Source organism: Actinomyces sp. 565, from assembly GCF_010365615.1.
GTDB lineage: Bacteria > Actinomycetota > Actinomycetes > Actinomycetales > Actinomycetaceae > Actinomyces.
The window spans coordinates 1-24,922 of record NZ_PIZD01000012.1 but is presented as its reverse complement, the minus strand read 5'-3'; the positions used below and the strand labels follow the sequence as shown (position 1 = coordinate 24,922).

20 protein-coding genes are annotated in these 24,922 nt (G+C 69.2%); 10 read left to right on the top strand and 10 right to left on the bottom strand.

The features are described 5' to 3' along the window. Positions 1-305: 305 nt before the first annotated feature. A complete protein-coding gene (gene ilvA, locus GZ997_RS02510) occupies positions 306-1,880 on the bottom strand; it encodes a threonine ammonia-lyase, biosynthetic (protein ID WP_162678716.1) in 1,575 nt (524 codons plus the stop codon). A 165-nt stretch (positions 1,881-2,045) separates the two neighbouring features. On the opposite strand from ilvA, the gene GZ997_RS02505 reads away from it, so the two are divergent. After that, the gene (locus GZ997_RS02505) at positions 2,046-2,603 is read left to right on the top strand and encodes an NAD(P)H-dependent oxidoreductase (RefSeq protein ID WP_162678715.1); all 558 of its coding nucleotides are present in this window, start codon (positions 2,046-2,048) and stop codon (positions 2,601-2,603) included. 286 nt (positions 2,604-2,889) lie between these two features. On the opposite strand, the gene GZ997_RS02500 is transcribed toward GZ997_RS02505, so the two are convergent. Further along, positions 2,890-5,652, bottom strand: coding sequence for a P-loop domain-containing protein (locus tag GZ997_RS02500; protein ID WP_238994198.1), 2,763 nt, complete (start codon positions 5,650-5,652; stop codon positions 2,890-2,892). A 207-nt stretch (positions 5,653-5,859) separates the two neighbouring features. Between GZ997_RS02500 and GZ997_RS02495 the strand changes: the two genes are divergently transcribed. Then, positions 5,860-6,579 (top strand): LysE/ArgO family amino acid transporter, encoded by a 720-nt coding sequence (locus tag GZ997_RS02495; RefSeq protein ID WP_161923607.1) that lies wholly within the window; start codon positions 5,860-5,862, stop codon positions 6,577-6,579. A 181-nt stretch (positions 6,580-6,760) separates the two neighbouring features. Here the strand turns inward: GZ997_RS02495 and msrA are convergent, their stop codons facing one another. The 3 genes from msrA to GZ997_RS02480 form a co-directional block, all read right to left on the bottom strand. Next, complete coding sequence (gene msrA, locus GZ997_RS02490; protein ID WP_161923608.1) at positions 6,761-7,504, bottom strand: peptide-methionine (S)-S-oxide reductase MsrA; 744 nt, start codon at positions 7,502-7,504, stop codon at positions 6,761-6,763. Positions 7,505-7,701: 197 nt separating this feature from the next. Then, positions 7,702-8,196, bottom strand: a complete 495-nt coding sequence (greA, locus tag GZ997_RS02485; RefSeq protein WP_161923609.1) for a transcription elongation factor GreA — start codon at positions 8,194-8,196, stop codon at positions 7,702-7,704. Positions 8,197-8,683: 487 nt separating this feature from the next. Continuing rightward, positions 8,684-9,385 (bottom strand): hemolysin III family protein, encoded by a 702-nt coding sequence (locus GZ997_RS02480; protein ID WP_162678714.1) that lies wholly within the window; start codon positions 9,383-9,385, stop codon positions 8,684-8,686. A gap of 184 nt (positions 9,386-9,569) precedes the next feature. On the opposite strand from GZ997_RS02480, the gene GZ997_RS02475 reads away from it, so the two are divergent. Then, positions 9,570-10,421, top strand: coding sequence for an undecaprenyl diphosphate synthase family protein (locus GZ997_RS02475; RefSeq protein WP_162678713.1), 852 nt, complete (start codon positions 9,570-9,572; stop codon positions 10,419-10,421). A 251-nt stretch (positions 10,422-10,672) separates the two neighbouring features. Then, positions 10,673-12,010 carry a PhoH family protein gene (locus GZ997_RS02470; protein WP_162678712.1) on the top strand — a complete coding sequence of 446 codons (1,338 nt, stop codon included), beginning with the start codon at positions 10,673-10,675 and terminating at the stop codon, positions 12,008-12,010. A 111-nt stretch (positions 12,011-12,121) separates the two neighbouring features. Here GZ997_RS02470 and GZ997_RS02465 read toward each other — a convergent pair whose 3' ends face one another. Then, a complete protein-coding gene (locus tag GZ997_RS02465; protein WP_162678711.1) occupies positions 12,122-13,078 on the bottom strand; it encodes a carbohydrate kinase in 957 nt (318 codons plus the stop codon). 72 nt (positions 13,079-13,150) lie between these two features. Next, a complete protein-coding gene (locus tag GZ997_RS02460; protein ID WP_162678710.1) occupies positions 13,151-13,450 on the bottom strand; it encodes an exodeoxyribonuclease VII small subunit in 300 nt (99 codons plus the stop codon). A gap of 229 nt (positions 13,451-13,679) precedes the next feature. On the opposite strand from GZ997_RS02460, the gene GZ997_RS02455 reads away from it, so the two are divergent. The 5 genes from GZ997_RS02455 to GZ997_RS02435 all read left to right on the top strand — a co-directional run bounded on the left by GZ997_RS02455 (position 13,680) and on the right by GZ997_RS02435 (position 20,241). Next, positions 13,680-14,621 (top strand): ABC transporter permease subunit, encoded by a 942-nt coding sequence (locus GZ997_RS02455; RefSeq protein WP_162678709.1) that lies wholly within the window; start codon positions 13,680-13,682, stop codon positions 14,619-14,621. Between the two features lie 28 nt (positions 14,622-14,649). Beyond that, on the top strand, positions 14,650-15,603 hold the full coding sequence (locus GZ997_RS02450) for a carbohydrate ABC transporter permease (RefSeq protein WP_161923615.1): 954 nt from the start codon (positions 14,650-14,652) through the stop codon (positions 15,601-15,603). Positions 15,604-15,615: 12 nt separating this feature from the next. After that, on the top strand, positions 15,616-17,337 hold the full coding sequence (locus tag GZ997_RS02445; RefSeq protein WP_162678708.1) for an extracellular solute-binding protein: 1,722 nt from the start codon (positions 15,616-15,618) through the stop codon (positions 17,335-17,337). Next, complete coding sequence (locus GZ997_RS02440; RefSeq protein ID WP_162678707.1) at positions 17,334-18,968, top strand: glycoside hydrolase family 32 protein; 1,635 nt, start codon at positions 17,334-17,336, stop codon at positions 18,966-18,968. The genes GZ997_RS02445 and GZ997_RS02440 overlap by 4 nt, the downstream gene beginning before the upstream one ends. Positions 18,969-19,215: 247 nt before the next feature. Further along, on the top strand, positions 19,216-20,241 hold the full coding sequence (locus GZ997_RS02435; protein ID WP_161923619.1) for a LacI family DNA-binding transcriptional regulator: 1,026 nt from the start codon (positions 19,216-19,218) through the stop codon (positions 20,239-20,241). 100 nt (positions 20,242-20,341) lie between these two features. Here GZ997_RS02435 and xseA read toward each other — a convergent pair whose 3' ends face one another. Then, positions 20,342-21,649 (bottom strand): exodeoxyribonuclease VII large subunit, encoded by a 1,308-nt coding sequence (gene xseA / locus GZ997_RS02430; RefSeq protein WP_162678751.1) that lies wholly within the window; start codon positions 21,647-21,649, stop codon positions 20,342-20,344. Positions 21,650-21,785: 136 nt separating this feature from the next. On the opposite strand from xseA, the gene GZ997_RS02425 reads away from it, so the two are divergent. Beyond that, positions 21,786-22,832, top strand: a complete 1,047-nt coding sequence (locus GZ997_RS02425) for a 4-hydroxy-3-methylbut-2-enyl diphosphate reductase (protein WP_162678706.1) — start codon at positions 21,786-21,788, stop codon at positions 22,830-22,832. A gap of 61 nt (positions 22,833-22,893) precedes the next feature. Here the strand turns inward: GZ997_RS02425 and GZ997_RS02420 are convergent, their stop codons facing one another. Then, positions 22,894-23,571: a hypothetical protein gene (locus GZ997_RS02420; protein ID WP_203233925.1), complete on the bottom strand. Its 678-nt coding sequence runs from the start codon at positions 23,569-23,571 to the stop codon at positions 22,894-22,896. A 235-nt stretch (positions 23,572-23,806) separates the two neighbouring features. Further along, positions 23,807-24,916 carry a DNA recombination protein RmuC gene (locus GZ997_RS02415; RefSeq protein ID WP_238994201.1) on the bottom strand — a complete coding sequence of 370 codons (1,110 nt, stop codon included), beginning with the start codon at positions 24,914-24,916 and terminating at the stop codon, positions 23,807-23,809. Positions 24,917-24,922: the final 6 nt, after the last annotated feature.

Genomic DNA, 24,922 nt, shown 5'->3' with positions numbered 1-24,922 from the left:
TGTGGGGCCGGGCGCTCCGCATGCGCGCTTGGGTCGTGAGGCGGGGCGGCGTTGTGTTGGTGTCCGTGGACGGGGGTGTCTACTACGCAGGTTAGGTGTCTGTTGAGGGTGTCTGGAGCCTTCAGCAGAGTTCAAACCGGCGTAGTAGACGCCGAAGGAGCGTACCCAACGCCATCCCACGGCCTCACACTCCGGCACCTTCACGCCGCCCCGCCCCGAAGGCCCGCACCGCCATCTCGGCACGTAACTTCTACCGATTTCGGCACGTAAGATCAACCGACCTCGGTGAAGGGGTTGCGGCGGGGTCAGCGGGCCAGGAAGAAGCGGGCGGAGGGGTCGTCCGTCTCCTCTTGGTAGGCGTAACCGAGCCGGTCCATGTGCTCGGTCAGCTCGGCGTCGTCCGGTCCGGCCTCGAAGGCCGTCAGGATGCGCCCGTAGTCGGCGCCATCGGTGCGGTAGTGGAACAGGGTGATGTTCCAGCGGGTCCCTAGGATCTCCAGGAACCGGGTCAGCGCCCCGGGGGACTCGGGGAACTCGAAGCTGAACAGCCGCTCCACCAGGCCCTCGGGGGCGCGCCCGCCGATCATGGAACGCACATGCACCTTGGCGAGCTCGTCCTCGGTCAGGTCCACCACGCCGTAGCCGGCGGCTTCCAGGTCGGCGACGATCTCGCGGCGCTCCTCCCGGCCGCGGGTGAGCCGCACACCCACAAAGATTCGGGCCGGTGCGCCCGCGGGCGCCGAGGCGGAGACCCGGTAGTTGAATTCGGTGACCGCCCGGCCGCCCAGTACGGAGGCGAAGCGCAGGAACTCTCCCTGCACCTCTGGGATGGTCACGCCCAGGATCGCCTCGCGCTGCTCGCCGATCTCGGCTCGCTCGGAGATGTAACGCAGCTGGTGGAAGTTCAGATTCGCCCCTGACAGCACGCAGGCCAGTCGCTCTCCGGACAGATCGTGCGCTGCCACGTACTGCTTCAACCCCGCCAGGGCAACGGCGCCGCTCGGCTCCGGCACGGCGCGCAGGTCCTCGAACAGGTCGCGCACGGCGGCGGAGACCTCGTCGGAGGAGACGGTGACGACGTCGTCGAGCAGCTGCGCACACAGGCGTAAGGTCTCATCCCCGATGCGGCGCACTGCCACCCCCTCGGCGAACAGGCCGACGTGCTCCAGCGTGACCGGCTCCCCGGCGGTAAGGGCGGCGCTCAGACAGGCCGACTCCTCGTGCTCGACGCCGATGACCTGAACCTGCGGCATTAGCTGCTTGATCAGTACAGCGATGCCGGAGATCAGGCCGCCGCCGCCCACAGGCACGAACACGCGATCCAGATTGGCGTCCTGCTGGATCATCTCCAATCCGATAGTGCCCTGGCCGGCGATCACCCGCGGATCGTCGAAGGGGGCGATGTAGGTCAGCCCGTCGGCCTCGGCCAGGCGGAGGGCCTCGGCCTTAGCAGCGTCGAAGTTGTCGCCGGCCAGAAGCACCTCGCCCCCCAGGGCGCGTACGGCGTCGACCTTGATGCGGGGGGTGACGGTCGGCATGACAATCAGCGCGTGCACACCCAGCAGGGCGGACGAACGGGCTACTCCCTGCGCATGGTTGCCGGCGGAGGCGGTGACCACGCCGCGTTCGCGCTCGGCGTCGGACAGGGAGCGCATGGCGTTGTAGGCGCCACGGATCTTGAAGGAGTGGACCGCTTGCAGGTCCTCTCGCTTGGCCTCGACCGTGTTGCCCAGGCGGGCGGACAGGGCGGGCATGATTTGCAGGGGGGTGTGCTCGGCGGCCTCGTAGACAGGGGCGCGCAGGATCTCCCGCAGGTAGCGGGCGCCCTCCCAGGGGGAGTTGTGGACCGCGTGGTTTCCGTTGCTTCCAGCATCGCTCACGCTCCCAGCCTAACCGGGGCTGCTCCCCGGGCTTGTGCGGTTTTTCAGAGGCGACGACAATGAGTATGAGTAAGGCCATAAATTACACTCTGGGTTGACTGGGACCTATGGCCTACAGTCTGGTCTGTTCGTTTTGCTTCCAACTGTGCTTTCAAGGAGCGCAACATGACCAAGATCGCCGTAATCACCGGATCTGTCCGCCCCAACTCCATAGGCGGGCCGGTCGCCCAGTGGGTTGCCGACAAGGCCAACACCGTTGACGGCGTGCAGGCCGAGGTCCTCGAACTCGGCTCGTTCGACCTGCCGGTCTTTGCCGAGGAGCTTCCCCCAATGGCAGCCCCCGCCAAGGACCCGGCCGCGGTGAAGTGGAACGAGGCCCTGGCGGCGTACGACGCCTATATCTTCGTCACCCCGGAGTACAACCACTCCGTCCCGGGCGCGCTGAAGAACGCGATCGACTTCATCACCCCGTCCGTGCTGGCCAACAAGGCCATGGGCCTGGTCGGCTACTCCTTCTCCGCCGGGCACCGCCCGATCGAGGCCCTGCGCCTGATCCTGTCGAACTTCACCACCGGCGTGGTGGGCGCCCAGGTAAACCTGCACCTGGCCACCGACTTCGAGAACATGAGCGTCTTCGCACCCGCCGCCTACCACGACGCGGAGGTCCCCGCGATGGTCCAGGCCATCGTCGCCCAGGACCGGGCCCTGGCCGCGCTGCGCTGAGGCCAGCAGGGCGTGCGAGCCGTTGGGTGCCGCACGCTTACGCACTTCGAGCCCAGTCACGCCGACTGTCACTAATCGCTGCAATAGCAGCAGAAAATAGAGATTCGCCGGCACTGGTCAGCGAAGAGATAGGGGCTTCCAGCGTGCGCCGCAGCCTCGGCCGCACGCTGGAAGCCCCTTATCCATTTCGAGACAATCAGCTAAACCGCTTGATTACGCGGTTCTCTCTGAGCCCACCCGGACGTTAGCGTGCGGCGCGACGTCACCTGACGCCGCGCCGCACACCTCAGGCCAGCTTGAGCCTCCGGTAGCGGTTCACCGCGGCTGCCACGTCCACCATGCGTGGGCGCACTAGGAAGGCAGGGCGGCGGTCCAGGGCGTCCAGGCCCTCGTCATCCAGCAGGGCGTCCAGGTCCTCCAGGCACTGCGCCAGCGTCGACTCCCCGTCGAAGCGCTGCTCCAGCAGTGCCCGCAGGGCGTAGGCCACCGCCTCCGCCTGGCCGGACTCGACGACACCCGCCACATCGGAGATGTCGATGTCCTCGCGGTCCAGCGTGAGCGTGTCGGTGCCGCGTGAGCGGGTGCGCACCGGGCCGCGCTGGGTGCGCTGCGAGGGCAGTGGCACCCGCGGCGTCTGCATGGGGAAGTCCACCAGTGCCGTCGTCTCCCGCGGCTGCGCCGCGGTGACCTCGACTGCACGCTCGGTGGCGTCGTGCAGCACGTAGGAATCCAGCAGCAGCACCCGGTCGGCCACGTCCAGGTAGTCCCCTGAGCCGCCCATGACCAGCACTGTGGAAACGCCCGCCTCGGCCAGCGCCCCCACCCGGTCCACGAAGGGGGTGATCGGCTCCTGGTCGTCGGACACTAGCGTGCGCATGCGGGCGTCACGGATCAGCAGGTTGGTGGCGGAGGTGTCCTCATCCAGCAGCAACGCGGAGGTCCCCGCCTCGATCGACTCCACGATCGAGGCAGCCTGGGACGTCGAGCCCGAGGCGTTGGTGGTGGTGAAGGAGGCGGTGTCGCGGTCTCCGGGCAGGTGGGAGATGAAGGGCGTCAGGTCCACGCCGGTCACTGCCCGCCCGTCGGCGGCCCGCACCTTGATGGCGTCTGGGACCGTGGCCACCAGCTCGCGGCCGTCGCCCGGAACGTGCGGGTAGACGCCGCGCTCGATCGCGCTCAGCAGCGTGGACTTGCCGTGGTAGCCACCGCCGACCACGAGCGTGACCCCGGAGCCGATCGCGGTGCCGCGTACCTCACCGGCATGCGGCAGGGTCACGGTTGCGGCCAGTGAATCGGGGGCGGTCAGTGCGATGGCGCCCTCCTCCATGGGGGCGTCGCTGACGCCGGAGCGGCGCGGCAGGACTGAGTCGTCGGCGAGGAAGGCCACCCAGCCGTTGTCGAGCACCGCCTGGGTCAGGGCCCGGTGGTCCTCCAGGGCGGCAATGTGCTCCAGCAGGCGCTCGCCCCGCTCGCCGGTCAGGTCTAGGGCGGCGTTGATCTCACGGGTCAGGTCGTGGCTGAAGATGTTGGCCGCCTCCCGCCCACGGATGGAGCGGCCACGGGCAGGCAGCGCCACTCGGGCGCGAATCTCAATGACGACGCCGGAGCCCGCAGGGGCCTCGCGCTTACCGGTGCTTTGCACGGCGTCGGCGTCCGCATCGGCTTCGGTGTCTGAGTCCGTGGCGGCACTGGCGGAGGGAGCTGATTCCTCGGGCGCCTCCCCCTCGTCGGTGGGGGAGCCGGGCTCCTGCGCCACGTCGTCTTCCCCGGTGAGGTCGGTCGGCTCAGTGGAGCCGATGGCGGCGGCGAACGTGTCAGCTGCGGAGCCGTCCACCGCTTCATCAAGGTCGGTGCCTGCCGACTCCGAGGATGTGGTGGCGGGAACGGCGTCCTCGCCGGTGCCCGCATCGGCGTCCTCATCGCTTTCGGTCAGCACAGTGAAGAGGTCCAGGATCTCGTCGCCCTGCTGGTCCGTGGTAGGCGATGCGTCGGTGGCCGCACCGTCCGTCGCGGGCGCGTCGGCGTCGTCATCGGCGTCGGCAGGGGCGGAGACGATTACGGAGCAGCGCTCGAGGATCTCCTGCCCGGGCGAGGCGATCGACAGGTTGGTGCCGCGGAAGCCCCGGTGCAGCTCGCGGGTCAGGAAGTCGCCGACAGCGATGCGCCGGTCGCGAGTGGAGGTCAGGTCCGCATCCTGCAGCAGTTTCAGGCCGGGCAGATCGGCCGGAGCCTGGATGCGGATCCGTGTGGGCGGGGCGTATGGGTCCGGCTGAACGTAGTCCACGTGCAGCATCCAGCCCTCGGAGGCGCGATAGTGGCCGACGGTGTCGCGGTAGGCGCCGTAGGGGCGGTTGTCCAGCACGTGCAGGTAATCCACCAGGTCGCTGAGCGTTCCCGTGCGCGGACCCTTGTCGTGACGGCGGCCCTCGTGCCGGTAGTCGCGGTCCCGGCCGTCGCGCTCGTATCCCCGGTCGCGGCGGTCCCGGTTGTAGCCGCGGTCCCGGTTGTAGCCGCGGCCACCGCGGTCGTAGCGGCCCTCCCGGTCACCCTCGCGGCGGTCGCCGTAGCCGCGGTTGTTGTCCCGTTCGTACCCTCGGTTGCCGCGATCGTAGCCACCGCGGTCGTAGCCGCCGCGGCGCTCGCTGAAGTCGCGGTCGCGGCCATAGCCCCGGCCACCGCGGTCGTATCCCTGGTCACGGCGGTCCCGGCCGTAGCTGCGGTCCTGGTTGTAGCTACGGTCGTAGCGGCCCTCCCGGTCATCCTCGCGGCGGTCGCCGTAGCCGCGGTTGTTGTCCCGGTCGTACCCTCGGTTGCCGCGGTCGTAGCCCCGGCCACCGCGGTCGTAGCCGCCGCGGCGGCCGCTGAAGTCGCGGTCGCGGCCATAGCCCCGGCCACCGCGGTCGTAGCCGCGCCCGCCGTCGTCCCGGTAGCCGCTGCGGTCGCTCCGCTCGTCCCGGTCATATCCCCTGTCATATCGGTCGTATCGGTCGCGACGGTTGCCGCGATCACCGTAGCCGCGGCCGTCTGTGAAGTCACTGCGTTCACTCATGCCCTGATATTGGCACATTTCCGGCGTAACACCCGACGCGCGTGCCGATGACGGCGGGTCGTGCCCGCCGGGCGCGGGTGGCGCGATGAGCCCTGCGCAGTGCCTGCGGGTGCACCGGGCGGCCGGAGGGAGCCGCGCAGTCTCGCGCCGGTGCTTTCGGCGTCCGCCCGTCTTACGGGCTGACGCCATACCCCATAGGGTCGACCCATGACGATTCTGCTCGCGCCGTCGACGTCCCCACATGCCCTGGCGGCTGCGGGGGCGGCATCAGCGGCCCCCGCAGCCGCGGGCCTGATTACTGCCTCGCTGGCGGTCTGCGGCTCCTGGTCCGGCTTCGCGCCTGCCATCACCGGCTTCGCCACCGGGCTGGGGCTGATCGTGGCCATTGGCGCGCAGAACGCCTGGGTGCTGCGGCAGGGCGTGCGGCGCGAGCACATCGGGCTGGTGATCGCCATCTGCGCCCTCAGCGACTTGGCGCTCATCGCCGTCGGCACCGGCGGAATCGGCGTGGTTGCGCGCCTGGCGCCGTGGGTGCTGGAACTGCTGCGCTGGGGCGGTGTGCTGTACCTGATCGGCTTTGCGGTCTCCAGCTTCCGGTCGGCCATGCGTCCTGGTGCGCTTGAGCAGGAGCAGGCGCGCCCGGCGTCGTCGGTCGTGCTGACCACGTTGGCGCTGACCTGGCTGAACCCGCACGTCTACCTTGATACCGTGCTCATGCTCGGCATGGTGACCAACGGTTTCGGGCAGGCGCGGTGGTTGGCCGCCGCCGGCGCCGGGACGGCGTCGATCCTGTGGTTCACGGCGCTGGGCCTGGGGGCGCGCGCCCTGTCCGGGCCGCTGTCCAGCCCGCGCACCTGGCGGGTGGTGGATGTGCTGGTCGGCCTGGTCATGCTGGGGGTGGCGCTGAACCTGGCGCTGGGCTCTTGACCCGGGTCGTATCCCCTCCCGCCGTGCTCGCGCCTCTCCTCCCCCTCACGCCGAGACCGGCACTAGTGACGCACCCAGACCGGCACTAGTGACGCACCCGTACGGGTAGGCCACGGGCCGGCCGGAGACCTCTAGCGCCTCCGGCCGGCCCGCGCCGACTATGTGCGACCTACTTGAGCACTTACACCGTCTCCGGCGGCAGCACGTCCGTCTGCGCGGGCACGTTCGCGATCCCCACCGGGCAGGTGATGCCGTTGGGGCCATGGTTGCAATAGCCGTTCGGGTTCTTGTCCAGGTAGCCCTGGTGGTAGTCCTCGGCCAGGTAGAACGGCCCGCCGAACTCGTCATACAGCTCCGTGGCCGGGGCGATAGTGGTCACGCAGGTGCCGCGTCCGAGGCGGGTCAGCTCGCCCTGGAAGGCAGTGCGGATTGCCAGCGCGGCGTTGGCCTGCGCCGCCGTCGTGGTCCATACCGCTGAGCGGTACTGGGTGCCGATGTCATTGCCGTGCCGGTTCAGCTGCGTGGAGTCGTGGTTCTCCCAGAAGGTGCGCAACAGGCTCTCCCCGCCCTCGCCGCACACGGCCGGATCGTAGGCCACGCGCACCGTCTCGGCATGACCGGTGGCGCCGGTACAAACCTCCTGGTACGTGGCGTTCGGGGTGGTGCCGCCCATGTAGCCCACGGCGGTGGCCACCACGCCGGGCTGGCGCCACAGGAAGCGCTCCACACCCCAGAAACAGCCGCCCGCCAGGTAGAGCACCTGGGTGCCTTCGGGCCAAGGGCCGTCCAGGGGTGTGCCCAGGACGACGTGCTCGCCTGGGAGTGGCAGAAGCGAGGCTTCGCGTCCAGGAAGCACGGCATTACGGGCCGGGCGGGGCCGCGCCGCCGAGCCGGTAGCTGGAGTGGACTGCGTAGATGCTGTCATGGGGGCGACCGTACTCGCGGGAGCCGAACAGGTTAAGGGCCAATCATGGGAGTACGCCGGGGGCATATGAGCGGGAGCCACGGAATAGGGCGGATGCGGCACGGGAGGCGCGACGGTCGGGTGGGTCCAGGTAATGAGCGTCCCGCTCCAGTCACGGGTGACAGGAGCGGGACGTGAGGGTGATACGCTGCGGCCAGTCAGAGCGCCTTGACGTCGACGATCTCCGCGGTGATCTCCCTGCCGTTGGGCGCGTTGTAGCTGACCGTGTCGCCGGCGCGGTGGCCCATGAGGGCGCGGCCCAGGGGGGCGTCGGGGGAGAAGACCTTGACGCCCTCGGGAACGTCCTCGGTGATCTCCTGGCCGCCCAGGGCGAAGGTCTGCTCGCGGCCGGCCACCTTCGCGGTGACGATTGTGCCCGCGGTTACGGAGCCGTCGAAGGCGGCTGCGCCGACCTGCGCGTGCTCCAACATCTCGGTGAGCGTGACAATACGGGCCTCATTGAGTGAGGCCTCCTCGCGAGCCGCGTGGTAGCCGGCATTCTCGCGCAGATCGCCCTCCTGGCGGGCGGCCTCCACGCGCTGGGCGATCGCCTTGCGCTCAACGCTCTTGCGGCGTTCAAGCTCCTCGGTGAGTCGGTCATACGCCTCCTGGGTGAGCCAGGTGCCCTGCGGTTCGGTGGTCTCGTCGGCCATGGTCCCTCCTTGAGAACGGCGGAAATGATGCTCAGGGGCTGTTCGGGTATAAGGCGCAAGTCTATACGTTCCTGCCGGATCGTGCTGCAAGGGTGACCAGGGCGCCAGGCGGGCTCGGGCTGCTTTGCCCGATCCGGGGTGGCTCGCGGAGCAGGCGGAGCTGGCTGCGCAGGGGCAAAGTGTCCATTCTTCGCCACTTTGACTCCGGCGGTGCCGTTAGCGCCTGCGGGAAACCGGTTCTGACCTGCGGAAATGTGGTAGCAAGTGCCTTCGGGGGTGGGTACGCGACCGCAAAGTGGCGAGAGATGGACACTTTTTCTGTGGTTCGGCTCGGCAGTGCGGTAGCGTCGACGGCCAAGAGTCGTGCGCCTTCGCCAGTTCGCCCGCTGGCCGAGTTGCGCGGATCATGCAGCCAAGAGCACTTTCGACGGTTCGCGTACTCGGGGTGGCCGCGTCGCGATAGGGAGCGGCCGCCCTGGGCAGGACCTCAGCGGCCCAGCACCGCCAGATAGCAGGCCACGCAGTGGCAGGCCCACGCGGCCACCGTGCAGGCGTGGAAGATCTCGTGGAAGCCGAACCAGCGGGGGAAGGGATCGGGCCGCTTGTGGGCGTAGATGACGCCGCCCACCGTGTAGACGAGGCCGCCGGCCACCAGCAGCCAGAAGATCGCCGGACCGCCCGTGACCCAGAACTGGGGCAAGAACCACAGTGCCACCCAGCCGAGCAGGATATAGAACAGGGTCGAAAGCCAGCGCGGCGCCGTTGGCCACAGCAGTGTGGTCAGGATGCCGAGTACGGCCCCGCCCCACACGATTCCCAAGACCAGGCGCGCGGTTCCGGCATCGAGCAGGGCTACGGACAGCGGTGTGTACGTGCCTGCGATCAGCAGGTAGATGTTGGCATGGTCGAATCGCTGCAGAACGGTGGAAACCGTCCGGGGGAAGTGTCCGTTGGAGATGTGGTAGACGCCCGAGTTGGCGAACAGCAGCAGGGAGCAGGCCAGGTAGGCGGCGCATGCCCACTTCAGTCCTGCGCCCGGCGCCAGCGCTGTCAGCACGATGCAGGCCGCCAGCGCCAGCGGCGCGGTGCAGGCATGGATCCAGCCGCGCAGCTTGGGTTTGACGGCGCGGGCGAGGTCGCTGGCGGCGCTGACTGCGGCCGCGCCACGCGACTGGATGGTGGTGCGCATCAACGGAACTCCTCACGGGCGGTGGCTCAACAACAACTTACGCTACCGTAGGTTACGCTGCCGTAGGTTACCTGGAAAGGTGGGCTGTGGCTCAGTCTCGCGCTACCCTCGGACCTGGGCGCGCCCGCCGACCCTGGCGCGGTGGCGTCATGGCCAACCGGCGCGCACAGGAAAGAGACGAGTGATGGCGGGCGACAACCTCCTCTACAACCTCTATGAGCGCCGCCTGGTCGCCCAGGTCAAGCCTGATCGTGTGCCCCAGCACGTGGGCGTCATCCTCGACGGCAACCGGCGCTGGGCCCGGGCCATGGGCATCGGCACCGCCCAGGGGCACAAGCGCGGCGCAGACAAGATCGAGGAGTTCCTCGGCTGGGCGGAGGATGCCGGTGTTGGGGTGGTCACCCTGTGGCTGCTGAGCACGGACAACCTCTCCCGCGACCCCGCAGAGCTCTCCCCGCTGCTGGACATAATCGCCCACGCCGTCGACGAGCTGGCCGCCGCCGGCCGCTGGCGGCTGCGCCTGGTCGGGGCGGTAGACCTGCTGCCCGCGCCGGTGGCCGACCGCTTGCGTGCCGCTGTCGCCTCCACCGCCCGCAGGGGCAAGGGCGGCGGTCAGGACTCCGGTGCCCGGAATGGCGGTGACTCCGCGACCGCGGCGGAGGTTATGACGCCCGCCGACCACGCGGATGCGCGCATGCAGGTAAACGTCGCTGTCGGCTACGGAGGACGCCAGGAGATCGCCGACGCCGTCCGCGACCTACTGCGGGAGCGTGCCGCCGCAGGCGCTACCCTGGAGGAGGTTGCGGGCTCCCTGTCCGAGGAGGACATCACTGCGCACCTGTACACCAAGGGGCAGCCTGATCCGGAACTCGTCATCCGCACCTCGGGGGAGCAGCGCCTTTCCGGCTTCCTGCTTTGGCAGTCGGTTCACTCCGAGTACTACTTCTGCGAGGTCTACTGGCCGGCCTTCCGGCGTATCGACTTCCTGCGGGCGCTGCGCGACTACGGCCAGCGCGAGCGCCGCCTGGGCAGGTAGCCCGGGGAAGGGGCGGGCGCGCGACCGTCCGGGTGAGTTGCCGCGGGTGTTGTTGGTGCCGTCAAAGCAGCGCCTGCTTAGCGGGGGCTGGCTGTACCCGCCTATGGTCGACGCCGAGCACGTCCTCGATCCCTTCTGCACACAAGCGAGTATGGTGAGCAGTATCACAGACGCGCTGTTTCTGGGCGTCCGGCGCTGCTCGCCGAGAACAGATGGAGACGGCACAGGCGGAGATACAGCTGGAGGCGACCATGCGAACCTACGTCCTGGACACTTCGGTCCTGCTTTCCGACCCGCGCGCCCTGCTGCGCTTCGACGAGCACGCCGTGGTGCTGCCGGTCGTGGTGGTTACGGAACTGGAGGGAAAGCGGCACCATCCCGAGCTCGGCTACTTCGCCCGCTCAGCGCTGCGCCTGCTCGATGGCCTGCGTGAGCAGCACGGTCGGCTGGACCGTCCCATCCCGGTCGGTGACCGTGGCGGTACGGTGAGGGTAGAGCTCAATGGTGCTGACGATCACGTGCTGCCCGCCGCCATGCGCCTGGGCGACAACGACTCCCGCATCCTGTCGGTGGCGGTAACGCTGGCACGCCGCGCCCACCAGGGCGCCGGCGCGGACGACGGAGAGGTGGTCGTCATCTCCAAGGACTTGCCGATGCGCATTAAGGCCGCCGCCGTGGGGCTGACCGCGGAGGAGTACCGGGCTGAGCTTGCCAGCGAAGACATTTACTCCGGCATGACCGCAGTGGCTGTCACCGACGAGGAGATCTCCCGGCTATGGGGCGACGGCGTCCTGGACCTGTCCGGGCTGGCGGATGAGGAGGCGGCCGACGACCTGGCGGCCCAGCCCACCCACACCGGCGTGGTGGTTAGCTCCCCGCGTGGCTCGGCCCTGGCGACCGTTGTGGGTGGAGCCTTGCACCTGGTGGACGCTTCCCGCGAGGTCTTCGGTGTGCGTGGGCGCAGCGCCGAGCAGCGCATCGCCATCGATCACCTGCTCAACCCTGACATCGGCATCGTCTCGCTCGGTGGGCGCGCCGGCACCGGCAAGTCGGCCCTGGCGCTTAGCGCTGGGCTGGACGCCGTCGTCAACCGGGGCGAGCACCGCAAGGTCATGGTGTTCCGGCCGCTGTACGCGGTGGGGGGACAGAGTCTCGGATTCCTGCCCGGCGACTCCGCGGAGAAGATGTCGCCCTGGGGGGATGCGGTTTTCGACACCCTCAGCTCGGTGGTGCCCACGGACCGGATCGATCGGATCGTCGCCGCCGGGCAGCTGGAGGTGCTGCCGCTTACGCACGTGCGCGGCCGTTCCCTGCACGACGCCTTCGTGATCGTGGATGAGGCCCAGTCGCTGGAGCGCAATGTGCTGCTGACGGTGCTGTCCCGGATCGGCCAGAACTCCAAGGTGGTACTGACTCACGACGTCGCCCAGCGGGACAATCTGCGGGTGGGGCGCTGGGACGGCGTGGTCAGCGTGGTGGAGTCCCTGAAGGATCGGGACCTGTTCGCGCACGTGGACCTGGTGCGCACCGAGCGCAGCGATATCGCCGAGCTGGTCACGCGCATGCTCGACGAGGTGCCGCTGTACTAACGCGTGCCCGCGTTGGCGCCGAAACCCGCAGTCGCCTGCAACGTCTACCGATCTCGGCATGTAATGTCTACCGACCTCGGTGAGGGGGGGCGAGTGTGCGGGGGCGGGGGGTTAGACGGTGGGTGACTCCAGCTCGGCGCGGGTGGGCGGGTTGGCGCCGGCGCGAGAGACCGTGATGTCGGCGATGGCGGCCGCGTGCCGCAGGACGCGCTCCAGGGCGGCGGCGTCGATGCTGCGCAGCGCCTCGCGCTGCTCGGCGCCCACCAGGCCCTCGGCCCAGATGCCGTCCTCGAGCCCGCCCATGAAGGAGTCGCCCGCACCGACGGTGTCGGAGACCACCACGGTGGGGTCGGCGGGCACCTCCATGCGCAGCCCGGACGCGGTCACCGCCAGCGAGCCCTGCTTACCCCGGGTAACGACGACGACGGCCGCGCCCAGGGCCAGCCACTCGCGCGCCACGGCCTCGACGTCCGCGTCCTCGCCATAGAACCACTCGATGTCCTCATCGGAGCACTTGACCACATCGGCAAGGGAGATCAGCCGCTCCACCTGGGTGCGCGCCTGCTCGGGGGTGCCCATCAGCTGCGGGCGGGCGTTGGGGTCGTAGCAGATCGTGGAGGTGGCCCGGAAGTCTGACAGCACGCGCTCGACCGTGGCCGCGCCGGGCTCCAGGATCGCTGCGATCGAACCGGTGTGCACCAGCAGCGGCGCCGCCGTGCCCTCAGTGCGCTGCGGGTACGGCGGGTTCCAGTCCAGGTCGAACACGTAGGTGGCGGCACGGTTGGCCCCGATGGTGGCCTGCGCGGTGGAGGTGCGCGCGGCGCCGTCGGAGCCTGGCGTGAGCCGCACACCGGAGGCCTCGAGGTGAGAGCGCACCGCCTGGCCGCGCGGGTCGGTGCCGATCCAGCAGTCCAGCTCGGCGTCGCGGCCCAGGCGGCTGAGTCCCAGGGCGACGTTGGCGGGGGAGCCGCCGGGGATGTCTTGGGCGGGCTCGCCGGGGTGGATGACGACGTCGACGAGTGCCTCGCCGATGACAAGGGCGGTTCCTGCGGGGCCGGGTGCTGACATGTTGGGGCTCCTCATGGTTGGTGGGCGGTGGCGAGGGCTGACGGTGACAAGCGAGTGCGGGTGGAAGAGCGCTCAGAAGGGTGTGGAGCTGGCGCCGGGGGCGCCGGGGCCGGCGGAGTCGGCGGACTCGCTCCCATCGCCGGCGACGGCGGCCAGGCGGGCGCGGGCGTCATCCAGCCAGGACTGGCAGCGGGCGGCCAGGGCCTCGCCACGCTCCCACAGCTTCAGCGCCTCTTCCAGCGGAACCTGACCGGCCTCCAGGCGCTGGACGACGCCGACCAGCTGCTCGCGAGCCTGCTCGTAGGGCAGGGAGGCGACGTCGGCGTTGGCGTCTGCGGGGCCGGTCGGCTCAGCGGGGGAGGGCGCGCTCATGGCACTGATTGTTGCATGTGCGCGGTCACTGCGCGCCGGTTATCACGGCAGGGTACTGGCTCGGCTTGCCGCCCTGCGTCATCTGGCGGCTCGCGCAAAACCGCTCGCAAAAACGTCTTGACAGCAGGATGGGAGGCGGGCAAGATATGCCTGCCAAATCGTTTAGGGCGCTCGTATCTTGCCGTCTCAAGCGAACGGCGCTCACTCCCCGCCTAGATGGAGGACAACGATGTCTAGTCCCGCCCCCGCCGCCGCCAGGCGGCGTCGCACGTCCCTGTGGGCGCGCGTAGCCCGCCATTGGCAGCTGTACCTGCTGCTGGCCCCGGCGCTGATCTACCTGGTCGTATTCAAGTACTGGCCCATGTACGGCGTGCAGATCGCCTTCCGCAACTACAACCCCATTGACGGCTTCCTGGGCAGCGAGTGGGTGGGGCTGGAGCACATCAGCCGTTTCCTGCACTCCTTCCAGTTCACCCGCATCTTCTTCAACACCATCGCCATCAACGTCCTCGGACTCGTCTTCGGCTTCCCCGTGCCGATCATCCTGGCGCTGCTGATCAACCAGCTCGCCTCCCGCAGGCTCAAGTCCTTCATCCAGACGGTGCTGTTCTCGCCCGCCTTCATCTCCACCGTGGTGGTGGTCGGCATGCTGTTCGTGCTGCTCTCGCCCCGCTCCGGGCTGGTCAACAACATCATCACCCTGACGGGCGGGAGGCCGATCAACTTCATGAACGAGGAGGGCTGGTTCCGGCCCATCTACGTCATGAGCGACATCTGGCAGAACGCCGGTTTCTCCATGATCGTCTACCTCGCCGCCCTGGCGGGCATCGACCCCAGCCTGCACGAGGCCGCGCGCGTGGACGGCGCCAACCGCTGGCAGCGCCTGTGGCACATTGACCTGCCCGGCATCCGTCCGATCGTGTCGATCATGCTGATCCTGGCGGTCGGCAACCTGCTCAACCTGGGCTTTGAGAAGGCCCTGCTGATGCAGACGGACCTGAACCTGGGCGCCTCGCAGATCATCCAGACCTACGTCTACGACGTGGGCCTCAAGAGCGCCCAGTTCTCCTACTCGGCCGCCATCTCCCTGTTCAACTCCGTCCTCAACATGATCCTGCTGCTGGTGTTCAACCAGGTCGCCAAGCGCGCGGGTCAGTCGAGCCTGTTCTGACCGCCCGCGAGATACTCGAGGAGACCCCATGACCACCGCACCCGCGTCAGTGCTCGACGCCGCCCCCACCTTCCGCAGCTCCGGCCCGCGCCGCCTCATGGAGCGGATCGCCGACCCTCTCTACACCGCCTTCGTCGTCCTGCTGCTGGGCGGCGCCGTAATCGCGATCATCTACCCGCTGTACTTCGTCGTCATCGCCTCGATCTCCGACCCCAACCAGGTCTACGAGGGCAACGTGTGGCTGTGGCCCAAGAACATCACCTTCGAGGGCTATCAGCGCATCTTCTCCACCTCCACCGTGCTGCGCGGCTTCGGCAACTCGCTGCTGTACACGGCGGTGGGAACCGCCATCTCGGTGTGCTCGATCCTCGGGGCCGGCTACGCCCTGTCCCGCAAGTCCCTGCCCGGCCGCAACTTCTTCATGGTGCTGTTCATCATCACCATGTTCTTCGACGGCGGCATGATCGCTCGCTACCTGGTGGTGCGCGACCTGGGGATGCTCAACACCATGTGGGCCGTGGTGCTGCCCGGCGCCATCGGTGTCACCAACCTCATCATCGCCCGCACCTTCTTCGAGACGACCATCCCCGAGGAACTGCACGAGGCCGCCGCCCTCGACGGCGCCAGCGAGTGGCGCTACTTCTTCCGCATCGTGCTGCCGCTGTCCAAGGCACTGATCATGCTGCTGGTGATCACGCACGCGGTGGCCTACTGGAACTCCTTCTTCGACGCCCTGATCTACCTCAACGACGACGCCAAGTACCCCCTCCAGCTGGTACTGCGCAACATCCTCATCCAGTCCGACGTGTCCGGCTCCGGCGTATCGGCCACCGGCATGGACTCCTACGCCGAGTCCCAGCGCATCGCCGAGCTGATGAAGTACGGAATGATCGTCGTCTCCACCTTCCCGCTGCTGTCCATACTGCCCTTCACCCAGAAGTACTTCGCCCAGGGCGCCCTCATCGGCGCCGTGAAGAGCTGAGAGGTCCCCCAAATGCTGCCCCGTAACACCGCTACCACCACTGCCGCCGTCAGCGCACCGCTCCCCACCGACCGTCTGGCCGCCGTCTCCGGCATCGCCCGCCGACCGGTCAGCCGCCGCCTGCTGCTGCGCGGCACGCTCGCCGGCGCGGGCCTGCTCGCCCTGGCCGCCTGCTCGAGCAAGAAGAGCGACGCCGACTACCGCGTCCCCGACGAGTCCGCCTCCGCCGGCCTGGCCGACGCTCCAGACTCCCTGCCTATCGTCTCCACTCCGATCACGGTCACCGCCACCGGCTCGCGCTCAGCCCTGTCCGTGCCCTACGGCCAGATGGAGCTGACCCAGCAGTGGGAGCAGGAGACGAATATCCAGGTGCAGTGGAACATGCTCACCGAGGACGTGTACGCAGAGAAGAAGAACCTGCTGCTGGCCTCCGGGGACCTGCCGGACATCCTGTGGAACACCGGGCTGACCGACGCCGAGGTATCCACCTACTCCGCCAACCACACGCTGGTGCCGCTGGACGAGTTCTTCGCCGACAACTGCCCCAACATCACCGCGCTGCTGGACGCCCGCCCCGATATCCGCTCGGCCATCACCAGCGAGGACGGGCACATCTACACCCTGCCCAGCGTGGAGGAGCTCGGGCTCGTACCCTTCCCGAACTTCCTGTACCTGAACACCGACTGGCTGGACGCCGTCGGCCGCGACATGCCCACCACCATCGAGGAGCTGCACGAGACGCTGCTGGCATTCAAGGAGCAGGACCCGTCCGGAACCGGGAAGCTGCTGCCGCTGTCATTCATCCCGGGCTCCTTCTGCGCCAACCCGTGGGACATCATCGCCGCATACGGCGGCCAGGCGGACAACAACGACCACCGCATCGTGATCGACCGGAAGGCCGTATTCACCGCCTCCACCGAGGAGTGGAAGGAAGGGGTCAAGCAGCTGCACACCTGGTACGCCGAGGGCCTGATCGACTCGGAGTCCTTCTCTCAGGATGACACCGCCTACCTGGCCAAGGGAAAGACGGAGCAGGAGTCCTTGGCGGCCTTCTACTGGTGGGAGGCGACCGAGTTCGTGGGGGAGGACCGCGAGGGCCATTACGCGCTGTGCCCGGTGCTGGCGGGAGTGGACGGCGTGCGCCGCGCCTCGGTGTCCAACAACCAGGAGATCTCCCGCGGCGCCTTCGCCATGACCCGCACCTGCCGCTACCAGGCGGCGGTGATGCGCTGGGTGGACCGCATGTATGACCCGGTCATGTCTGCCCAGAACAGCTGGGGGCCGATCGGCGTGACCCTGGAGTACGACGAGGACGGCATGCTGGCCCAGATTCCGGCGGCCGAGGGCGAGTCGGAGGGGGAGCGGCGGCAGAAGGTGGCTCCCGGCGGCCCGAAGTCCACCACTGCGCGTGACTTCGAGGAGGTCGTGCTGCCTGAGCCGCGTGCCTCCCTGCGCCAGGAGCAGGTGGCCGCCGAGTACGCCGAATGGGCCGCCAATGACGCCTTCCCGCCCGTGGTGTTCACCAATGCCGAGCTCGATGACCTGTCCCTGATCGACTCGGATGTGTCCACCCTGGTCAAGCAGAAGTTCGCCCAGTGGGTGGTGGGCGGCGGCATCGACGCCGACTGGGACGGCTATCTTAAGGACCTCGAGACCACGGGCCTGAGCCGAATGATGGAGATCTATCAGGCGGCGCTGGACCGCTACTACGAGGAGCTGGACGCACGCTCATGACTACCGCCTCCACCACCGCATCAGCGCGGCCCTGGCTCATTCGCTCGGAGGACCGCCTCAGCCTGGCCCCGGCCGAGCAGGCGGCTCACGCCCAGGCGGACCCAGCCCGCCCCCGCTGGCACGCGACCGCTCCCTGGGGGTGGATGAACGATCCCAACGGCCTGAGCGTATGGCCCGGTCCCGACGGCGAGCCCCTGGTGCACCTGTTCTACCAGCACAATCCCCACGCCCCGGTGCATGAGCGTATCGAGTGGGGCCACCAGTACTCGGCCGACCTGGTGCACTGGCACGACCTGCCCACCGCGATTCGGCCCAGTGAGGGCGGCCCGGACGCATTCGGCTGCTGGTCTGGCATCGTGCTGGCCGATGAGCGCGTGGCGGCGGACGGCACCCGCACCACTGTGCCCACCATGGTCTACTCCGGAGCCTCGGAGCGCGCCACCCAGACCGCCTGCCTGGCCACGGCCCTCCCGGAGGACCCGCTGCTGACCCATTGGGTGAAGCACCCGGGCAATCCGGTCATCGACGCCGCGCCCGCCTCCACCGAGGGGCTGGTGGTGCCGGAAATGCGCGACCACTCGGTGTGGCGCGAGAACGGGCGCTGGTTCCAGGTGATGGGGAGCGGCGTGCCTGGGGCCGGTGGCGATGACAGGCAGGTAGGCGCGGCCCTGTGCTTCTCCAGCGAGGATCTGCGCCACTGGGCCTACGAGGGGCCGCTCGCCGTCGGCGACGGCGACGTGGATGCCACGGGCACGGTCTGGGAGTGCCCGGAGCTGGTGCGCCTGGGGGAGACGGACATCCTGTTCGTCTCTGCCTGGCACGCCTCGCGCACACTGCGCTCAATGTGGATGCGTGGCTCGCGTAACGGTACCCACATGCGCATCGACGTTGTCGGCCGCTCGGACCTGGGGGAGAACTACTTCTACGCCCCCCAATCGGTGCTCCTGCCCGACGGGCGGCGCGTGACCATCGGCTGGATGCAGCCCAATGCCACACGCGCCCGGCGCCTGGAGGCGGGCTGGGCCGGCTCCATGAGTGTTCCCCGGGAGGTCAGCCTGGGCCCGGACGGAACTGTCCGGTTCCACCCCATCGCGGAGATCGACTCCCTGCGCTCCCAGGTGCTGGCCGATGCCGCTGGTGCGCGGGAGGTCACTGCGGTCGGCGCCCGCCTGGGCGGCGACAGCCTCGATCTGGTGCTGACCGGACGGCTGGGGGAAGCGGAGGGGCTGGTCATGGATCTGGCCGTGTCCGCGGACGGCACGCGGCGCACGCGCCTGCGCCTGACCCGCCGTGCCCCGAGCGGGCCGAAGGGACAGGACGCCTGGACGGGGTGGCTGTCCCTGGACCGCTCCGCCTCCGCCGCACCCGGTACCCCCTGGGAGGCGCCGGACCGGCGGGAGCTGGCCGGGCCCGTGCCCTTGGGCCCCGAGGGGCAGGTGCACTTGCGGGTACTGCGCGATCGCTCCAGCCTGGAGGTCTTCGTCAACGGCCAGCCACTGTCCGCGCGCCTGGGGACGGCCCCGGGCGACGACGGCGTACGCATCGACGCCGGCTCGCTTGCGGACGCGCGCCTGCAGGCCTGGTCCATGGCCGACGCCTACACCACCAGGCTCGACCCCGCCGCATCCTGAAACCGGCCCGGTCCACGGACCGCGGCGCCGGCACCGCCCTCGCTGTCGCCGTAACCCGCGCCGAGGTCGGTTGATATAACCGCCGAGTTCGGTAGACGTTACGTGCCGAGATCGGTCGAAACTGCGGGGACGCGCAGGAGCACGCTTGCTCCCGATACGGGCGCGATTCGGCCTGTGCCTGCACCCGCGACGGACTGCATGGGGGATACTTACCGCCTGCCCGAGCGTTTGCAGGAGGGAGTGACCGATGAGTCCTGGTCGCGCGACTGACCGGGTCACCATCAAGGACGTGGCCCGCGAGGCTGGCGTGTCCGTCACGACGGTCTCGCACGCATTGAACAATCCGGAGGGGTCGCGCGTCTCGGAGGAGACCCGCAGCCACGTCAAGTCCGTCGCTGCCGCCCTCGGCTACCGCGCCAACCCCTCCGCCCGCGCCCTGCGCACTCGGCGCACGGACACGATCGCCCTGGTTGGGCGCCAACTGGCCACCACGGAGCACCTAGGCCGCATGGTGCTGGGCGCTCAGGACGCCGTGCGTGCCCACGGCGGGCTGCTCATCGTCGCCGACACCGCCGACGACGAGGACGACGTGATCGGCACGCTCATTGACCACCAGGTGGACGGCATCATCCTCGGTGCGCTCTACCACCAGGCGGTTACTGTGCCCTCCGCATTAGCCGGTATCCCAACCGTGGTGGTCAACGCCTTCACCAGTGACCCCCGCTACTCCTGGGTGGTGCCCGACGAGGTGGCCGGCGGCCGTGCCGGTGCCGAGGTTCTGCTCGCCTCCGGGCACCGGCGTGTGGCGATGATCAATAATCACGATGACATTCCCGCGGCTCACGGGCGCGCGGAGGGCTTCATTGCCCGTTGCCGGGAGAGCGGCGTCGAGCCCGTCGTCGTCTCCTGCAAGCCAGCTGGTAGCGCCGCCTATGACGAGGCCGTGCGGCTACTTCAGGCGGCACCCGATGAACGCCCCACTGGAGTGTTCTGCTTCGCCGACGCGATGGCCATGGGCGTGTACGCAGCCGCCGCGCAGCTGGGCCTGCGCATCCCGCAGGACCTGTCCGTGGTCGGATTCGATGACATGATCCTGATCAACGAGTCACTGTCCCCGCGGCTGACCTCCATCGCCCTTCCCCACGCGGAGATGGCGGCGTGGGCGGTGGAACGGCTCTACGAATTGCTGGACACCCCGGGAGCCCAGGCGCAGAACCTGCGGATTGTCGGGCGGGTGGTGGAGAGGGACTCGGTGGCGCGGCCGGATCACTGAGGCCCCGGGCCGCGCCGGCGCGCCCATGGGCAGCAGAAGTCGTCGGTGCCAGCTGTGAGTCCGGGGCTGGCTCCCGCCCGGTGCCAGGCGAGGGGAAAGACTAGGTGGCGGACTCGCTGGAGGGCTTGGTGGTGCCGACTACCTGCGCCACCAGGCGCCCCGAAGCCAGCACTCCCTCGATCAGATCGCCCTTCTTCAACTGCTGAGCAGACTTGACGACGCCGACGCCGGGGCTGCGCAGGATCGCGTAGCCGCGGTCCAGGACTCCCTGCGGGGACAATGCGCGCAGTCGGGCCTGGTCGGCGCGCAAGTCGGCGGTGGCCAGGGACAGGGTGGCGGATAGTGCCCGGCGCATGCGCTCGCGGGCCTGCTCCAGCTCGGCAACCCGGTCGCGCACGATGACAGTCGGGTCGGACATCACTGGGCGGGCCATCACCTGGTCAAGGCCCTGCTGCTCGGTGTCCAGGCGGGAGCGCAGCGCCGTGCGTATACGTTCGCGCGCCTGGTCCAGCCCCACCGTCTCCTCCGCCAGGTCCGGGACGATGCGGCGGGCCGCGTCCGTGGGTGTGGAGGCACGGTAGTCGGCCACCAAGTCCAGCAGCGGGCAGTCGGTCTCGTGCCCGATTGCGGAGACGATCGGGGTGCGGGCGGCAGCCGCTGCCCGCACCAGGCCCTCATCGGAGAAGGGCAGCAGGTCCTCGACGGCGCCGCCCCCGCGGGCCACCACGATCACGTCGACCCCCGGGTCGGCGTCCAGCTCGCGGATGGCGGCGGTGACCTCCCGCACCGCCTGCGCACCCTGCACGGCAACCTCGCGGATCTCAAAGGGCAGGCCGGGCCACCGCAGGCGCGCGTTGACGACGACGTCGTCCTTGGCCTTGGCGTTGCGTCCGCACACCAGCCCGACCTTGCGGGGAAGGAATGGCAGCGGGTGCTTGCGCTCGGTGTCGAACAGGCCCTCGGCTGCGAGAATCCGGCGCAGCTGCTCGATCCGGGCCAGCAGGTCACCGATGCCGACCGGCCGGATGTCATCGGCGCGCAGTTCAAGGCTGCCGCGCTTGGCCCAGAAGCGCGGCTTGGCATGGACGACGACGCGGTCGCCCTCGGTCACCTGCGCTCCGGTGTTCCGCTCTATGGCAGCGAGCTCTCGGGTGAACACGGACACGGACATGGACATGTCGGCGTCGGCGTCACGCAGGGTCAGGTACTGCATTCCCGAGCCGGGGCGCCGGTTGAACTGGACGATCTGCCCCTCCACCCACACGTAGGTCATCTTGTTGATGTACTCGTCGATCTTGGTGGACAGCAGCCGCAGCGGCCAGGGGTTCTCCGGCGTGGTCTCACGTGCCAGGCGGGCCAGCTGCCGCCCCGCGCCACTGGCCGCAGGCGTACCGGCCGACGTATTCATGGGAGTGCGCGCGGGCGAGTGCGTGGGTGCACGGCGGCTGGGCGGGAACTCGGTCACGGGCTCCACTGTGCCACGTTAAACGCCCCGCGGGCGTGTTCGCCGGGCAGGCTCCTGTGGCACAGTGGTGGGCGTGACCATGAGCGAAACCACCACCGACAGTGCTGCGCCGGGGCGTACCCGCGCTGCCAAGCGCATACTGCTGGCCGCTCCGCGCGGCTACTGTGCCGGCGTGGATCGCGCCGTCGACGCCGTGGAGCAGGCCCTGGCCCATTACGGCGCGCCGATTTACGTGCGCAAGGAGATCGTGCACAACAAGTACGTGGTGGAGGCGCTCACCAAGCGGGGGGCCGTGTTCGTCTCTGAGACCGATCAGGTACCAGAGGGTGCGCGCGTGGTGTTCTCTGCGCACGGCGTGTCCCCGGCCGTGCACGCGCAGGCTGCCGCCCGGCACCTGCAGACCATTGATGCCACCTGCCCGCTGGTGACCAAGGTTCATAAGCAGGCGATCCGCTTCGCCAAGGATGACTACGACATCATCCTTGTAGGTCACGCTGGCCATGAGGAGGTTGAGGGAACCCAGGGGGAGGCGCCTGACCACATCCAGGTAGTCAACGGCCCGGCAGAGGTCGACTCGGTGCAGGTGCGCGACCCGGACAAGGTCGTGTGGATCAGCCAGACTACGCTGTCGGTGGATGAGACCATGGAGACGGTGCGGCGTTTGCGCGAGCGCTTCCCCCACCTGAGTGACCCGCCGGGGGATGACATCTGCTACGCCACGCAGAACCGGCAGGGCGCAGTCAAGGCCATCGCTCCGCAGGTCGACGTCATGATCGTGGTCGGCTCCGGCAACTCCTCCAATTCGGTGCGGCTGAAGGAAGTCGCCCTGGAGGCCGGCGCGCCCGCCGCCCACCGGGTCGACTATGCGCGGGAGCTGGACGCGTCCTGGTTTGACGGCGCCAGCACCGTGGGCCTGACTTCCGGGGCCTCCGTGCCGGAGATACTGGTGCGCGAGGTCATTGAGAGGCTGGGGGAGATGGGCTTCTCCGAGGTCGAGCAGGTGCGCACGGCCACGGAGAAGATCGCCTTCTCCCTACCCAAGAACCTGCGCGCCGATCTTAAGGAGGCGGCCGGCGGCCAGGCACCCGAGCGACGGCGTCGTCCGGCCCAGGACCACACCTGCTGACCGTTCCGGCAGTGGGCCGGTAGGCCGCCGACACGGCTCGGCCGCCTACCGGGACCGCCGATCAGCTGATGATGCTGCTCAGGGCTTCGGCGTCGGCCACCACCCGGTCGAAGGGAACCACCCACACCGAGCCGCTCGGGCCGGTGATTTGCACCACCAGCTGCTCGGCCTGCAGGCATTCGAGCCGTGAGGCGGTGTCGTCGCCCTGAGTCTGCCAGGAGGGTTCCTCGCTGGGGATGATGTAGCCGCCGAGGGCCGGATTGGCCCAGCGCAGGAGCAGCACCCGGGCGCCGGCACGCGCCGGCACTGCGGGATTGGTTGCCAGTGAGGAGGCGACGCCTTTCGCTGAGCCGATGCCTACCGCCTCGGCGAGCGCGCCATAAGTAGTGCAGATCGGGGGCTCGTGGGCTACGAGCTTGGCCATGGCCTCGGCCACCCGCTCCCGCGCAGAGGAGTCGGCGGCGGCGTCGGCAATGGCCCGTACGCGCGCGCCCGTCAGCTGGGCCTTCTCGGCCAGCTCGGATGAGCTCAGGCCGCTGGCGAGTCCGCGCAGGATGAGGTCGTCACGCTCGTCCCGGAGCGTACTGAGCTGGTCCTGAAGCTGCTGTTGCCTGGCGGCGAGTGTGTTCAGATGGCTCAGCACCTCGGCGGGGTCGTCGCTCCCGGCCCGCGGGGCGGTGCCGGGGAGCTGGCCCGAAGCGGCGCGGGCCGAGGTGCTGCTTGTGGTTGCGGCTGCCATAGGAAGATGGACCTCCACATGTTGCGGTCGTGGGTTGCCAGGTACGCTATGGGGCGTACCTGGGAGGTTGCTGCAAAATATCGCAGGAGACCAGTTTATGGTAATGGTACTGCGTACGTAACCGCAACGTTGTGATCAGCTCGGTGGTGTGAGGCTGTTGGGGGAGGCGACTCCCGGCGCCGTACCGCCCGGCTGGCCGCCATGGACTGGCGCAGCCATGCGAGGTGGTGGCCCGCTACTCGGTGACTGCGGTCAGCTCGGTGCTGGTGAAGCGGCGGATCTGTGCGTCATCCGGGGAAACCGCCTGCGGCGCGGCCAGGTCACCGCCGAAGGTCTCGAAGGAGCGGGCCGTGACCAGTAGCCGCGACTCCATGGACCCGACCACTTGGTTGTATGCGCTCACGGAGCGCGTCAGGGCGGAGCCCAGGGCGTCGAGGTGCTTGGCGACCGTGCCGAGCCGCTCGTAAAGCGTGCGGCCCAGCTCCACTAGCTCCCGTGCGTCGTCGTTGATGGCGGTGCGGGCCCATGCGGATGCGCAGGTGCGCAGCAGTGCCAACAAGGAGGCCGGCGTGGTCAAGGAGACCCCGCGCTCGAGCGCGTGCTCCATCAGCGCGGGATCTGCCTCCAGGGCCGCGGCCAGGATCGGCTCGGCCGGGACGAACAGCACCACGAGCTCCGGGGAGTCCTGAAGCGTGCGGGCATAGTGGCGGTCCGCCAGGGCATCGATGTGGCCGCGCAGCGCCCTGGCGTGTGCGGCGAGCAGCTTGGCACGGTGCTGTTGGGCGTCCGCCTCGGAGGTTGCGGCATCCGGGCCGGAGCCCAGGGCGCAGGCCTTCAGATAGGAGTCCAGGGGGACCTTGGCGTCCAGCGCCAGGAAGCCGTCGCCGGGCAGGTGCACTACGACGTCGGGACGCGATCGGCCCGCGCCGTCCCGAGTGCGGCCCGCACCTTGACGACGGCCTACTAGGGAGGCTACTGAGCGTTGTTCAGAGAAGTCGATGTGCCGCATCATTCCGGATGCCTCGAGCACGCGTGCGAGCTCGACCTCGCCCCATACCCCGCGCGAGGAGCGCGAGCGCAGAGCGCCCTCCAGCGCCGTCGTGGTGCGGCGCAGCTCCCGATCGGACTCTGCCCCCGCCCGCAGCTGCTCGGTCAGTGCGGCGTGCTCGGCGGCGCGCTGCTGCTCCATCTGCTCCACCCGGGCGCCCACCTGCTCCAGCTGGGCGCGGACCGGCGCGAGGGCGCGCAGCACCGAGCCGTCGCGTTCGGCGCGCTCCTCGGCCACCGCGGTGCGCGCCGTCAGCTCCTCGGCGCGGGCCCGCCACTGGGCCGCCTCGGCGCGCAGGGCGGC